The sequence below is a fragment of the Mycobacterium sp. 012931 genome (assembly GCF_000419295.1).
GTDB lineage: Bacteria > Actinomycetota > Actinomycetes > Mycobacteriales > Mycobacteriaceae > Mycobacterium > Mycobacterium marinum.
The window spans coordinates 3,707,091-3,721,304 of record NZ_AOPX01000001.1 but is presented as its reverse complement, the minus strand read 5'-3'; the positions used below and the strand labels follow the sequence as shown (position 1 = coordinate 3,721,304).

The 14,214-nt window shown below is 65.6% G+C and carries 11 protein-coding genes and 2 pseudogenes; 8 read left to right on the top strand and 5 right to left on the bottom strand.

The features are described from left to right. The first annotated feature begins 60 nt into the window (after positions 1 to 60). Positions 61 to 858, top strand: a complete 798-nt coding sequence (locus MMSP_RS16425; protein WP_020787533.1) for an SDR family oxidoreductase — start codon at positions 61 to 63, stop codon at positions 856 to 858. A 59-nt stretch (positions 859 to 917) separates the two neighbouring features. Further along, positions 918 to 1,595, top strand: a complete 678-nt coding sequence (locus tag MMSP_RS16420; RefSeq protein ID WP_020787532.1) for a hypothetical protein — start codon at positions 918 to 920, stop codon at positions 1,593 to 1,595. A gap of 24 nt (positions 1,596 to 1,619) precedes the next feature. On the opposite strand, the pseudogene fadD1 reads toward MMSP_RS16420, so the two are convergent. Then, positions 1,620 to 3,213: pseudogene (gene fadD1, locus MMSP_RS16415) on the bottom strand (fatty-acid--CoA ligase FadD1). Positions 3,214 to 4,141: 928 nt separating this feature from the next. On the opposite strand from fadD1, the gene MMSP_RS16410 reads away from it, so the two are divergent. The 4 genes and pseudogenes from MMSP_RS16410 to MMSP_RS26180 all read left to right on the top strand — a co-directional run bounded on the left by MMSP_RS16410 (position 4,142) and on the right by MMSP_RS26180 (position 8,590). After that, complete coding sequence (locus MMSP_RS16410; protein WP_232022845.1) at positions 4,142 to 5,368, top strand: alpha/beta hydrolase; 1,227 nt, start codon at positions 4,142 to 4,144, stop codon at positions 5,366 to 5,368. A 444-nt stretch (positions 5,369 to 5,812) separates the two neighbouring features. After that, positions 5,813 to 7,042, top strand: a pseudogene (locus tag MMSP_RS16405) (FAD-dependent oxidoreductase). A gap of 44 nt (positions 7,043 to 7,086) precedes the next feature. Further along, on the top strand, positions 7,087 to 8,085 hold the full coding sequence (locus tag MMSP_RS16400; RefSeq protein ID WP_020787524.1) for a Gfo/Idh/MocA family protein: 999 nt from the start codon (positions 7,087 to 7,089) through the stop codon (positions 8,083 to 8,085). Positions 8,086 to 8,344: 259 nt separating this feature from the next. Beyond that, positions 8,345 to 8,590, top strand: a complete 246-nt coding sequence (locus MMSP_RS26180; RefSeq protein WP_015355439.1) for a hypothetical protein — start codon at positions 8,345 to 8,347, stop codon at positions 8,588 to 8,590. A 111-nt stretch (positions 8,591 to 8,701) separates the two neighbouring features. Here MMSP_RS26180 and MMSP_RS16395 read toward each other — a convergent pair whose 3' ends face one another. From MMSP_RS16395 to MMSP_RS26175, 4 genes are all read right to left on the bottom strand, one after another. Continuing rightward, on the bottom strand, positions 8,702 to 9,853 hold the full coding sequence (locus MMSP_RS16395; protein WP_020787523.1) for a glycosyltransferase: 1,152 nt from the start codon (positions 9,851 to 9,853) through the stop codon (positions 8,702 to 8,704). 102 nt (positions 9,854 to 9,955) lie between these two features. Beyond that, a complete protein-coding gene (locus MMSP_RS16390) occupies positions 9,956 to 10,825 on the bottom strand; it encodes a DUF4344 domain-containing metallopeptidase (RefSeq protein WP_012394352.1) in 870 nt (289 codons plus the stop codon). A gap of 52 nt (positions 10,826 to 10,877) precedes the next feature. After that, positions 10,878 to 12,050, bottom strand: a complete 1,173-nt coding sequence (locus MMSP_RS16385) for a cytochrome P450 (RefSeq protein ID WP_020787522.1) — start codon at positions 12,048 to 12,050, stop codon at positions 10,878 to 10,880. A gap of 161 nt (positions 12,051 to 12,211) precedes the next feature. Further along, positions 12,212 to 12,769 carry a hypothetical protein gene (locus MMSP_RS26175; RefSeq protein ID WP_085981915.1) on the bottom strand — a complete coding sequence of 186 codons (558 nt, stop codon included), beginning with the start codon at positions 12,767 to 12,769 and terminating at the stop codon, positions 12,212 to 12,214. Here MMSP_RS26175 and MMSP_RS28635 point away from each other — a divergent pair. Beyond that, the gene (locus MMSP_RS28635; RefSeq protein WP_020787521.1) at positions 12,678 to 12,863 is read left to right on the top strand and encodes a hypothetical protein; all 186 of its coding nucleotides are present in this window, start codon (positions 12,678 to 12,680) and stop codon (positions 12,861 to 12,863) included. The two genes, MMSP_RS26175 and MMSP_RS28635, sit on opposite strands and share 92 nt — an antisense overlap. Before the next feature lie 198 nt (positions 12,864 to 13,061). Beyond that, positions 13,062 to 13,955 (top strand): SDR family NAD(P)-dependent oxidoreductase, encoded by an 894-nt coding sequence (locus tag MMSP_RS16375; RefSeq protein WP_012394355.1) that lies wholly within the window; start codon positions 13,062 to 13,064, stop codon positions 13,953 to 13,955. The last annotated feature ends 259 nt before the right edge of the window (positions 13,956 to 14,214 follow it).

Genomic DNA, 14,214 nt, shown 5'->3' with positions numbered 1-14,214 from the left:
CGGTGCGGCGGTGTCACGTCGGATCGAAGGCAACGGGCAGCGTCGGCTACCGTCGTCCCCATGGAACTATCCGGCAAGACTGTTCTGGTTACCGGCGCCACGGGCGGTCTCGGACGGGCGATCGCCTCGTCACTGGCCGACCGCGGTGCGGAGCTGATCCTGAGCTCGCGCAAGCCCGCGGAGCTCGACCAGCTCGCGGCATCGCTTCCGGGACGCAACCATCGCTCGATCGTCAGCGACCTCGCCGAACCGGGTGCCGCGCTGGCCCTGCTCGCCGAGGCGGGGGAGATCGACGTTTTGGTCGCCAACGCAGCCCTGCCAGCATGCGGGAAACTGGAAACCTTCACCGCCGAGCAGGTGGATCGCGCGTTGCGGGTCAACCTCGAGATACCGGTCCAGATGACCCGCGAACTGATCCCGGCGTTCACTCAACGAGGGTCCGGGCATTTCGTCTTCGTGTCGTCCATTTCCGGCAAGACGGCCACCGCGCGTGCGTCGCTGTACGCGGCGACGAAATTCGGCATCCGCGGTTTCGCGCTGTGCCTGCGTGACGATCTGCGCCCGGCTGGGGTCGGCGTCTCGGTGGTGAGTCCCGGGGCGATCAGTGGCGCGGGCATGTTCGCGGACTCCGGTGCGACCGCTCCGCCGCTGATCGGTACCGGCAGGCCCGATCAGGTCGGTGCCGCCGTGGTCACCGCGATCGAGCGCAATCGCGGCGAGGTCACCGTGGCGCCGCTACGCCAGCGGGCGCTGGCGCGATTTGCCGCCAATGCCCCCGAGATCGCCTCGCGGCTGGGTGGGGGGATCGCGGCCAAGGCGGCCGACGAGATCGCCGCCGGCCAGCTGCACAAGCGCTAGCCCGAAGGGGGCGCGCGGCGGCGCTGACTATCCCCGCCGGTGATGGCATCCTGGCTTGGGTGGGGCTGCTGTTTCGGTTGGTCGAGTTGCTGGTGCTGATTGCGCCCATCGTTGGGCTGATCTATGCGGGCATCCGGGCGATCTCGTCGCTCAACAGGAGGTCGGGGGATGGAGCGGTCGACCACGCCCCGCAGGATCGCGCGGCTGGCCAGCCCGACGACGCCCTGCCCGGCAGCAAACCGGCCCAATGGCGGGCGATACGACGCGCGATCGACGCCCACGACGAAACGAACACGCGCTGGTTGGACTATGAACTCGACGTGGCCAAGCTCCTTGATTTCCCGGTGATGGCCGACATGCGGGACCCGATCACGACCCGTTTTCACAAGGCGAAGTTGGCGGCGGACTTTCACCGTCCTATGCGGGCCGAAGATCTGCTGGACGACCGCGATGCGGCCAAAGAGTATTTCGATGCGGTGCAGAACTACGTCACCGCGTTCAACGCCGCCGAAGCCGAGGCGATGCGCCGGCGTAGAAGTGATTTCTCCCGAGAAGGTCAACAGCGGCTGGCTCGTGCCCAGAGCCTGCTGCGGGTGGCCGCGGATAGCTCCGCCACCGCCCAAGAACGCTCGCGGGCATACGACTTGGCCTGCAATGAACTCGACGGTCTCATGGTCTTGGCTGGCACTACCAGAGCCAGCATCGAACGCGGCATCGCCGGGGAGATAGATGGCTAGCTACCGGCCGGCCCGGGCGCCGCGCTAGCGGCTCTCGTCGGAGGCTATTCGGTACCGGGTGCCGCGCTGCTCCCGCACCCACAGCGCCTCGTCCGGGCCGATGGCTGTCCCTTCGGCGACCAGCTGTCGCTTGAGCACCTTGTGGGTGGCGGTGCTGGGCAGATCTGCGGCGATCCGGACGTATCGCGGCCAGGCTTTGGCGGACAGGTCGGGTTGCGCGCGCAGAAACGCTTCAAGCGATTCGGGAGTGAACCGCTGGTCCCGGTGCGGCACGACGGCGGCCATCACCTGATCGCCAACCCGGGCATCTGGGACCGCATATACCGCGACTCGGTTTACCGAATTGTCCCGCAACAGAATTCGTTCGATCGGGGCTGCCGCAAGGTTTTCGCCGTCTACCCGCATCCAGTCGGCGGTGCGGCCGGCGAGATAGATCCAGCCCTGTGAGTCTCGGTAGGCGAGGTCTCCGGACCAGTACATGCCATGGCGCATACGCTCGGCGTTGGCGCCGGGGTCGTTGTAATAACCGGTGAAAAAGCCCGATCCCATGGTGTTGACCAATTCGCCCACCGCTTCGTCGGCGTTGGCCAGCGCTCCGTGCTCATCGAAGCGTGCCACGGCGCACTCGGTGACGGAGTCGCTGTTGTACACGGCGACACCGTCGACACCCTTGCCGATCGAGCCCGGCGGCGTGCCCGGTTCACGGATCACGATGACGGCATTCTCGGTCGAGCCGAAGCCGTCCTCGACCTGGACTGCGAAACGTCGCGAGAACTCTTCGATATCTTTCTCATTGGCCTCGTTGCCAAAAGCCACGCGCAGCGGATTCTCGGCGTCGTCGTCGCGTTCGGGCGTGGCAAGGATGTAGGCCAGTGGCTTGCCGACGTAGTTCATATAGGTGGCCTGATAGCGGCGAATGTCGTCCAGGAACCCGGTCGCTGAGAACTTCGCCGGGGCGATCGCCGCGCCCGAGACCACCGCGGGTGCCCATCCAGCGACCACCGCATTGGAATGAAAAAGGGGCATGGACACATAGCAGGTGTCGTGAGCCGACAGCCCCGAACCGTTCGGTCAGGCTGCGGCCGGCGAATGTGGGCATCAGGCGTGAAACCTGTACCGCCTTAGGGTTGCCGCTGGTACCCGACGTGAAGATCATCATGAACGGATCCATCATTTCGACTTTGCGATGGGGGACCAGCGAACCGGCACCGCCAACCAGCTCTGCCCACCGAGGTGTCGAGGTATCGAAGATCTCTACATCCGCGAGGTCCAAACCATCCAACAGCGAGCGATTCTCGGCATCGGTCACGATGATCTGGCATTCGGCGCGCCTGATGTCCGCGGCCAGCGCCTCGCCGCGCCTGGTGGTGTTCAGGCCGCAGAGCACATAGCCACCCAGCCCGGCCGCGGCCATCTGGGCCAGCATTTCGGGCGTGTTGCCCAGCAAGGACCCGATATGTAGCGGGCGGTCCGGGTCGGCGGCGGCGATCAATCCGGCCGCGCGCGCGGCGGCCTCCGCCAGATACTCGCGCCAAGTCCATTGCAGATCATGATATTTCACGGCAATGCTGGAGTCGGACATGCGCTGTTGCAGCAGGGCCTGAATCGTCTCTGTCATTGATCAGGATCCGTATTCGTTGTGGGTTGGGGCAACTGGCGGGCGTGTCGCTTACCGACGATCAGCTGGGCTGCAATCATCCCGCGCAGGGGCGGTCAGCAGGTGTTCGCGATCCCACTGCTGTGAATCGAACGGATCTGCAGCGGGCACAGACGCTTCTTCTCCATCGCCAGGATGGTCCCGGTAGATTTCCCAGGGCGCACCTATTCAGGCAACGCACGACACTTCGCTTCGTGGTGACCAGTCGAACCGAGACCAGCTTGCCACATGGTCGCGACCGCGGACAGGCGCCCTGACGTTGGAGTACCGAGGTGCCGGCGGCCAATCGAGCAAGCCCTGACCTGTTGGTCGGCAACGGCGTCTTGGATGCCGGACACGCGTGGACCGAGGCCTATATTGTGGCAACGGCGGTCGCACAGCTCAAGCGATGTCGTCCGAGGCTCGGTGCGGCGACCGTGATCAGGGTGTGGCCGGCGGGTGCGGCTCGACTGTGCAGAGCACCGCAGGGACCTACGCAATTGCTGCCACCGGCGGCGGTAACAACAACGATGGAGGGCGCGGTGCGGGGGGCGCGTCGATCGCGATGAGCGGCGGCATCGAAGGCGCTGGCATCGATTGGGCTCGCGAGCAGGGCACCGGCCAGCCGCAAGCCGCGGGGACGGCAGTCCCTGGCAGTTCCCGGCCGCGATGGGTTTTCCGCCGCCTCCGAGCTGGCCCACGCAGAACAACTTGGCGCCGCTGGTTTGGTGTGGCTGCGACGGTTCTGTCTGTTGCCGCGGGCACCTGCTGGGCCGCCGCTTGGGCGGGCGGATCTGACCAGTCGGCCGCACTGTCGGAATGGTCTCCATGCGCCGCTGCCAACGGCGCTGCCGGAATGCAATGCGCCATCCTCAACGTGCCGCTGGATTGGAACCTAGCTGAATCTGCCATGGCACAGGTGGCCGTGGCTCGGCTGCCCGCAACCGGAGCGCACAAGCTGGGTGTAATCGTCACCAACCCGGGCGGTCCCGGCATATCGGGCATCGATGATATGGCTTACAGCGGCAATTTTTGGGACCGGCTACGACAAGATTTCGACATCGTCACCTTCGATCCGCGCGGGGTAGGCGCGAGCCGGCCGGCCATCGCGTTGGCCGGCGATGAGCTTGTCGCCGCTGTCCGCAATCAACCCAGCATTCCGCGCACCGAGGCTCAGCGCCGGAGTCGTCTGGAGGGGACAACTCGGCTGGTGGATGCCGCGCAGCGAGGAGGCGTTCTGGGTTTAGTTGGGACGCAAGAGGTTGCACGCGACCTTGAGGCGCTGCGCGTCGCGATGAACGTGGAGAGCATCGACTACTTCGGATTTTCCTACGGTACCTACCTGGGGGTGGTGTATGCCGACATGTTCCCCGGCCGCACTCACCGCATCGTGCTCGATTCGGCCATGAATCCCGCCAACGACTACGCCACACTGCGCCACGATCAGGCTGTTGCTTTTGACCGCGCTATCCGGGCTCAGTTCGACGCCCCAGAAATCCAACGCATCCAGGCGTTGATCGAGAGACTGGATGAAAGCCCCATCGTGGGCGAAGACGGACGTGTGCTGTCGGGTTTGCGGTTGCTCAACTACGTCGAATCAGCAGCCTACGAACCGGAGACGTCGGTGCTGGTACTGCGAGAAGTACTCGCCGAGGCCAGTCGGGGGAACTGGGCTCCGGTCATCGACGCCGTGCACGGACCGGCACTTCTGGTTAACCCCGCTGACCTGCCCTATCTCTCGGTAGCGTGTCATGACCTGTCCACGCCCACCCAGGTCGGTGACGTTGCGGCGTTAGCCCGCGCCTGGACACGTGAAGCCCCATTGACCGGGGCCAGCCGCGCGTGGTCCGTACTGCCCTGCACCGTCTGGCCCACGCGGGCCGCCGCGCCGCCGCACCGGATGACGGCTGCGGGCTCCGGGCCGACGCTGGTGATCGGTGTCGCTGGTGACCCAGCGACACCGCCGCACTGGGGCCGCGAGCTGGCTGCGACGCTCGTACACGGCCAATATCTGCAATGGGCTGGCGCCGGCCACGTCGCCTACGGCCGCGCCGGCGAGCCACTAGGCGCAATCGTCAACGATTTCTTCGTCTCGGGCAGGTTGCCGCCTGCCGGCCTCGAGCTACCCGCCGACTAGGACTTCATCTGCGGCGAACCTGGGGCCTGGTCACGTGCGTGCTCCCCAGCGCCGGCCCAGCACCGGAATTGGGTGCAGGTTCTGTTGGTGATCGTGGGCGCCGACCTCTCCTTGCGGGGCTGTGAGCGGGTCTGTTGGGGTTGGCTTGTGGGGCAGGTATGTTCGAGCTCGGCGGTGATCAGCTTGACGGTGTCGCCGGGGTGGCGGGCGTTCCCAGCGTGTCGTCCTTTTGTGGCCCAGCGGCCAGATCGCATGCCGCCAAGACGATTTCGCGTTAGGCAGTATCGAGGATGTCGCCGCTGCGGGCGGCCGTCGGGTACCAGACAGGGCCGCCGTCGCGGGCGTGCACGGTGTCTTGGACTCGAGCATTGGCTCGACCGTAGTGCGCCGATGAACTCCGCCCGGTCCGGCGTGCCATTGGACGCCCCTTATGCTTGTCCGCAAATGGGTGAGAAAACCACGTGCGCGATAATCGGCGGCGGCCCAGCCGGGATGGTTCTCGGGCTTCTGCTGGCCCGGGCGGGTGTAGAAGTCACGTTGCTGGAAAAGCACGGCGACTTTCTGCGCGACTTTCGCGGTGACACAGTGCATCCGACCACGATGCGGCTGCTCGACGAGTTGGGCTTGTGGGAACGCTTTGCTGAGCTGCCCTTCAGCGAAGTTCGCAAAGCGACGCTGGATACGAACGGGCGTTCGGTCACCTATATCGACTTCGGGCGGCTGAACCAACCGCACCCCTACGTCGCGATGGTGCCGCAGTGGGACCTGTTGAACCTGCTGGCCGAGGCCGCCCAAGTCGAGCCGAGCTTCACACTTCGGATGAATACCGAGGTGACCGGTTTGCTGCAGGAAGGCGGCCGCGTCACCGGAGTGCGCTATCAGGGCGCCGAGGGACCCGGTGAATTGCGGGCGGAGCTGACCGTGGCGTGCGATGGGCGGTGGTCCATTGCCCGCCAGGCGGCCGGGCTCAAGGCGCGCGACTACCCGGTGAACTTCGACGTGTGGTGGTTCAAGCTGCCGCGCGAAGGTGATGCGGACTTTTCGTTCCTGCCGCGTTTCGGGCCGGGCAAGGGGCTGGGCGTTATCCCACGTGAGGGCTATTTCCAGATCGCCTACATCGGGCCCAAGGGGACAGACGCCAAGCTGCGTGAGCGCGGGATCGAGGAATTCCGGCACGACATCGGCGCACTGCTACCCGAAGCGGCCGAGTCCGTGGCCGGGCTGGCCTCCATGGACGATGTCAAGCATCTCAACGTGAAGGTGAACAGGCTGCGACGCTGGCACATCGATGGGCTGCTGTGTATCGGTGATGCCGCGCATGCGATGTCGCCGCTGGGTGGGGTGGGTATCAATCTTGCCGTTCAGGACGCGGTCGCGGCAGCGACCATCTTGGCCTAACCACTGCTAGGACACCGAGTCACCGGTCGGGACCTGGCGGCAGTGCGCCGCCGTCGCGTCATCCCGACCGTGATAACCCAGGCCGTGCAACGGTTACTGCACCGGCGGCTGCTGGGACCGCTGCTGCGCGGTCAGGACGCGACCCCGCCGGCGGCTCTGCTCGGCTTGGTCGAGCGGGTGCCGTGGCTGTCGGTGATCCCGGCCTACTTTGTCGGGGTCGGGGTCCGGCCCGAGCATGCACCCGCCTTTGCTCGCCGGGGCGGCCGCACCGACTGATCACGCGTCACCGGCGGTGCCGGCGCAAGTGCTAGCGTCGGTCCGTGACAGGACACGGGAGCCCACTGCGGATCGGCATCCTGGGCGCGGCGCGGATAGCGCCGCAGGCGCTCGTCAAACCAGCTCAGGGCAACGTCGAAGCCGTGGTGGCCGCGGTCGCCGCACGCGATGGCGCACGCGCACAGGCCTTTGCCGCCAAACACGGCATCAGCCGGGTGCACAGCAGCTACGAGGCGCTCATCGCCGATCCAACCCTCGATGCCGTCTACATCCCCCTGCCCAACGGCCTGCATGGCAGGTGGACCCAAGCCGCGCTGACCGCCGGCAAGCATGTGCTGTGTGAGAAGCCGTTCACCGCCAATGCCGCCGAGGCCGACGAGATCGCCCAGTTGGCCGCGACCACCGATCGCGTGGTGATGGAGGCTTTCCACTACCGCTACCATCCGCTGACTCTGCGGATCGAGCAGATCATCGCCTCCGGGGAGCTGGGCACGCTGCAGCGGGTGGAGACGTCGATGTGTTTTCCGCTGCCAAAGTTCTCCGACATCCGTTACAACTACGCCCTGGCCGGAGGCGCGACGATGGACGCCGGCTGCTACGCGGTGCACATGGCTCGTACCTTCGGCGGCGGCACTCCGGAAGTGGTTTCAGCGCAAGCAAAACGGCGTGACTCGGAAGTGGACCGTGCGATGACAGCCGAGTTGCGTTTTCCGGCAGGACATTCCGGTCGAATCGAGTGCTCGATGTGGTCGTCGCACCTGTTGAACATGAGCGCGCGGGTGGTTGGTGACCGCGGCGAACTCCGGGTGCTGAACCCCGTTGTGCCCCAGCTCTTCCATCGGCTCACCGTCCAGTCGGCCATTGGCAGGAGGGTGGAACGCTTTCCCCGCCGGGCCTCGTATGCGTATCAACTCGACGCCTTTACCGGGGCAATACTGCGCGGCGAAGCGGTCAAGACGACACCGCAGGACGCGGTGCAGAACATGACTGTCATCGATGCCATCTACCGCGCCGCAGGCCTTCCGCTGCGCAATCCGAGCTGAACCTGGAGCGCGGTCGCAGCACGGATCTTGCGCCCGGTCATGTGGTATCTGCGGTTGCTGGGACTGCTGTGGTTTGTGACTGAGCCCACAAACCCCGGTCCCGGTGAAACGGTGAGGTTTGAGCCCCAAAACCGCGGGTATATTCATACTTGCGCAGGTTCTGAGGCCGGATCCAATCGACACGCAGCCGCTGGATACCAGACGCGTGAGTGAATCGATCGGATGATTCACGACAGTCCGGCCGGAAGGAGGCTATGAAATGAACGTGAAGAAGTTTGCTGGAACAGTTGCTCTTGCGGGTGCGCTCGGCGCCACCACGCTCGGGTTCGGCGCGGGTATGGCCTCGGCCAACCCGGGACCGCGGATACCGGGCCCGCCGGGACCGCACGTTGACGACTGGGCGAACTGGCACCAGGTACCGCCCGGCCAGATCAAGAAGGTGTGCCCGTGGCAGTCACCTCCTGGCCACTGGGTTGGGGGACCGCACGGCATTCCCTGCACCTGATCAACCAACGCTCCAATTTTCGCAAATGGGCGCCTAGCAATGGGCTAGGCGCCCATTTGCTGTCTGCGATGTGCGTCTGTTTGATTTCGGCACAGCCACGGGCGGCGGGCATCAGCACGCGCGGTTGGCAGCGTCCCCGCCGCCACAGCACCCTGGTGCGTCGGCGTCCAGGGCGGTTAGCATCCCGGCGGCGGCCACCTGCCAAGTGAACATCTCGGCGCGGCGCCTGGCGGAGCTGCGGCGTTGCCGCTCAGGCCAACCGACGATGGTGCGAACCGCGGCTGCGATCGCCGCGGGGTCGTTGTCCGCCGATGCCCCGCTGTCGGTGGTGATGATCTCGCTGAGGGCCGAGGTGCGCGACACCACGGCCGGTGTGCCACAAGCCAAGGACTCGAGTGCGGCAAGCCCGAATGTTTCGTGCGGGCCGGGCGCCAACGCGATATCGGCGGAGGCCAGGAGCTGGGCGACGGTGTCGCGGTGGGTGACAAATCCGGTGAAGTCGACGGGCAGCCCTGCCGCCTGGCGCTGCAGCCTGGCCCGAAGCGGGCCCTCTCCAACGATGACCAACCGTGCATCGACGCCCGCATCACACAGCGCGGCCAGTGCCCCGATGCTGCGATCGACGTGCTTTTCCACTGACAACCGGCCGCAATGGATCAACAGCAGCTGCCGGGGTGTGGCGAAACGCTGGCGCACCAGCGGGCAGCGCCGACGCGGGTGAAAGGTCTGCAGGTCCACGCCCAGGAGCACGGTGAGGGTGTTGGTCGCGCCGATGCGATCGAATTCTTCGCGGGCGAACGCCGTGGTGCACACCACGGTGTCGTAGTTGGCGGCGGTACGCCGGTTTGCGAAGTCGGCGAGCCGTTGTGCGGCGCGGTGCGGAAGCGCCTGACCCACCAACCGATCTAGGCGCTCATGGGAAATCATGACCGTCGTGATCCCACGCTCGCGACCCCAGCATCCCAGCGATCGCAGCGTGAGCCGGTCGGAGACCTCCACGGCGTCGGGATCAAGCGCGCCCAACAGCTCCCGCACCCGTCCCGGCATCACCGCGCGGTAGCCGCCAGTAAGCGGAATTAGCTTGGCGGGCAAGCTGATTCGTACGACACCGGTGCCCAAGCGGCGTTGCCCGGTGTGCGCCCCCGGCACGATGAGAAACACCTCGTGCCCGCTGGCGCAGTATTCGGCGCCCAACCGATCGACCGCCGTTCGCAGGCCACCCGAACGTGGTCCGTAGAAGTTGGCGACCTGAACCACACGCATACCCGTGAGAAAAACCGGCCCTTGTGTGCGATCAACGATGCGGAGCCGACGGCCATCTGAATTGTCCGTGAAATCTACTCGGGTCGTGCCGGGGACTACGGATCAGCTGGGCTTCTTCAGGTGCGGGCCCAGCATCTGATGCCACGCTTTCGACATGTTCTGGAACTCGTCCTCGCAATTGCCGGCGCGGTCTTCCGGCAAATCGCCGGAAGTGACGATGCCGGCATTGGCTGTCGTATCCGAGCCGTAGATCCAGCACTCCCAGTTGTACATCCGCGTGATGTCCATCGAATGCCCATCCCAGAACGGGAGATCGTTGGCATCGCCGTCCTCTTTTGCGCTCAGCCGCCAATCCTGCGCCGTGTTGGTCGCGATGCGGACGCCATTGGGATAGGGCGTTCCGTCTGCCCCGGGGGCCAGCAACATGAAAGCCGAGAGCTGGTCGGCGACATCCTCCTCACGACCGGTGAATGCCAGCTCGTAGATGGAGAGCGTGGCGTGGCCCAGCTCGTGATAGAAACCCGAAGTCGTCGCGTCCACCGCGGCGGTCGTCGAGTCCGGGTTGCCGCTTCCGGCGAACCGCTGCTCGCTTTGCTGGATGTCTTCGTAGCAGAGTTGTATCTCATTGACACTGGGATCCCAATAGTCGTTGGGTTCACCGCATTGCTTGCCGACCACGGTGATGTCGTAGGGCAGGTTCAAGGTGTCGTTGACCTGTGCCGCCACCGCTTCCAAGAGCTTTGCGTCCATCATGAGCCCTCGACCTTGCTCCGCATCCGGTGTCTGGGCGTCGTCATAGCGGGTATTGACCTTGCCCGCTGCGGCGGCTTCGGTGGAACTGGCCGGCGTCGCGGCCTGGCTCTCGGACCCGGTCGAGGCTGCATCGTCAGCCGATGGCGAGTTGGATCCGCCGCAGCCGGCCGACAGGAGCAGGGCCGCGATTGCAGCCATGACAGTGAGCGGCCTACTCATCGATGCTCTCCTTCTTCGACACCACCCGCTGGGTCGACATCGGCGGATTCAGCTATGAGGTGAACTGCAGCGGCAGCGTCGACAGGCCGAGAGTTGCCGATGGCCAATCGATCTCGGGCGTGTACCCGCACGTCAATTCAAACTGGGGTATCCGGCGCAGCCATTCACTTATCACCAGGCTCAGCTCCATCCGCGCCAGGTGCGAGCCCAGACAGCGGTGGGTGCCGCCACCGAAGCCCCAGTGCTTGTGCACCTTGCCGTCCATGACGACATCATTGACCGAGGTGGCGTCGCTGCCATCGCGATTGATCGCACCCAGGCACAACCACACCCTCGAACCCGCTGGAATCTTCGCGCCGGCGATGTTGACTTCTCGGGTCGTGACGCGCGGAACAACCGGCGCGGGAGGTTCGAGTCGGACGATCTCATCAACGAAAACTGCTATTTGACCGTGGTTTTCGCGAAGTAGCTGGCGCAATTGCGGGCGCCGAGCCAGCTCGAGCAGCGCTGCCCCGATCGCGGAGGTCACGGTGTCCAGGCCGGCAAGGACGAAGACGTAACTGAGCCCGAGTGCCTCGCTGTCATCGAGTGGGTCATCGCCGAGGAGCACCTGAGACAGAATGTCGGTACCCGGATGCCGGCGGTGGGCGGCAATGGCGTCGACAAGGTAGCTCGTGAGCTCGAGTGCGGGAGTCAGGTCAGCGTCGTCCAGGCTGGCGAGCAGGCCCAGGGCGATGATGGCGTCTTTCCAGCGGATCAAGCGGTCCCGGTCTGCCAGCGAAAGGCCGAACAACGTCAGGAACACCTGTGATGGATACGGGATCGCCAGCTCCGTGATCACCTCGCACTGGCTTCCGGCGGCGATTGCGTCGATGATCTCGATCGCCTGCGCTTGCAGTGACGGCAGCATGGCGGCCAGTGCATGTGGACTGAAGAACGGTTGCAGGGCTTTCCGGAATCGAGTGTGCTCGGGTGGATCGAACGCAAGTGGTACCAGCGGCAATGGACTGCCCAATATGTCGAAGGCACGCTTGGACGAGAAGACCTCGGGATGGCGCAGCGCATCGAGCACATCGTCGCGTCCGGCCAGGTAATAGAAGCCATCGCCGATCACCACCGGGCCGGCGTCGCGCAAGGTCGCCCATCCGCGTCCCCGGTCGGTAGCCATCGGCAGCTCCGCGTAGACAAAGTGAGGGATGTCCCGTTCGTCGCGCGGTGCGCTCATAGGGATATCTTCACCCCGGGATGGCCGCCTTGATAGTGCAATTCACGATTTTCGGGCCGACGCCGAAAGCGCGCCATCGGGAGCGGGGGAGCACGGCGGCGGTGTTGGTGGGCGCGCTCGTTGGTCCGTGTCCGCCCCGCGCTGAGCGGTATTGGGACCGCTCAGCCGGTGAGGCCCTTCTTGATCGCCGCATCTTGCTTGCGGCCCACGTCGGTGACGAACTCGGGTGGCGCCGGGATTTCGGCCGGCCCATCGAATTCCAGCTCGGCCAACGCCCGACCTTGGGTGAACAGCAGCACCGTCACCCCCTTTGTCCCGTCCGGTGAGAGCCCGGTGATTGCGATCCCGCCAACGCCGACGTCGAACGGATCGGGGGTTCCTGTGACGATGCCGTCCAGGGCGTTCTTGCGCTGATCGAGCGCACTGGTCGCGGCGGCAGGATCCGGCAGGACCCAGATGGTGTCATTGATGACGTGGCTACGGTCGTCGTTGCTGAAGCTCGTGGAGACGCCGGGTCGCCCATCCGGGTTTCGCACGGGCGGGCTAGCGGTGAATGCCTCGGGCGCGTCGATCTCTGAAGCCTGGATCAGCAGCCGGGCATAATCGGCCGGATCCGTCGGCGCGGCGGTGGCCGCCGAACTTGCGCTGCTCGCATTCGAGGGGCTCGACTGGCTCGACGATGACGGCGATGACTCCGTATTGCTGCTACAGCCGACCAGCGCGGCTGCGGCCAGCGTCACCGTCGCAGTCAAGGTGGCGGCCAACGTGCAGGTGTTCTTCAAGGCAAGCTCCGTTCGCCAGGCTCAGGTGTGAGACGACGGCAGCGTGCCGCGCCGGTCCCAAGCTAGCCCGGGCAAGGCGCTTCCGTCGGGCTCTTAGTATTCCTGCTACGTGGCCGAGAACCGTCGTTGCCGGTTCAGCGCGAGTCACGACGCGAAGCAGGCGACCCCTCGAGTCGTCATCTCGAGGATGGACAGCCCGGCGCTGGACTGAGCGGATTGCGGGGAACCGATGACCGACCGAGACCTCCTGGCCGGACGGGGCGTTGTCGTGGTCGGCGGCAGCCGCGGCATCGGACGCGCCGTCGCCGAACTGCTGGCCCGACTCGGTGCCGGCGTGGTGATCAGTGGACGCGAGCCGGACGCGGTACGTGACGCAACCGAGGCGGTTATCTCCGCGGGCGGTCGCGCCGCCGGCATCGCCGGCGCGGCGGACCACGAAGACACGGCAAATGCACTGGTCGATCGGTGCATGACCAGCTTCGGACGACTAGACGCCTTGATCAACTGTGCGGGCATCGCCGAGCCGCCCGGCTCCTCGATCCTCAACATCAGTCCGGCTCAATTCGATGGTCTGCTTCGAGCCCATCTGGGCACCGTATTCCACACCTGCCGGGTCGCCGCGCCGGTGCTGGCCGCTCAGGGACACGGATCGATCATCAACACGGGTTCGGTTGCGTTCCTCGGCGACTACGGGGGCAGCGGATATCCCGCGGGCAAAGCGGCCGTCAACGGGCTGACCCTGGCAATATCGGCAGAACTGAAAGCGCGCGGTGTACGTGCCAACGTCATCTGCCCCGGGGCGCGTACGCGGCTGTCCAGCGGCCCGGACTATGAAGCGCATATCAACGAACTCCATCGCCGTGGACTGCTCGACGAGATGACTAGGCAGGCCTCCCTCGATGCGCCGCCGGCCGATTTCGTCGCGCCGCTGTATGCTTATTTGGCCAGCGATCTGGCCAGCGGGATCACGGGTCAGATCTTCGTTGCTTCAGGAGGATTCGTTGGCACCTTCGACCGTCCGACGCCACGGGTCCTGGGCTGGCGCGATCATCGGGCCGATCCGCCGTGGCCGGTCGAGGACCTGCACACCATGATCAACGCCCGGCTGCTCGACACGGACTAGCGGGCGTTGTCCGCGCGGGAGCGGCCACCGGCGAAGGTTGCCCCCACCGAGCCTCGCCGGTGGTTTCGGCCAAAGACCCAAAGACGATGTTTATTACGCGCTCAGTGTGGGAAAGACCAATGAGCGGGCATGAGCGGGATGGGTGGGCGCCACCGCAAGATCGTCATGTCGTGCTCACCAAACGGGGCGCGCAGTGTGGCGCGCACCGATACGAGATCAACTCCAAATGTCTTGTACGGGAGCGTAGTTGCACGCTTCC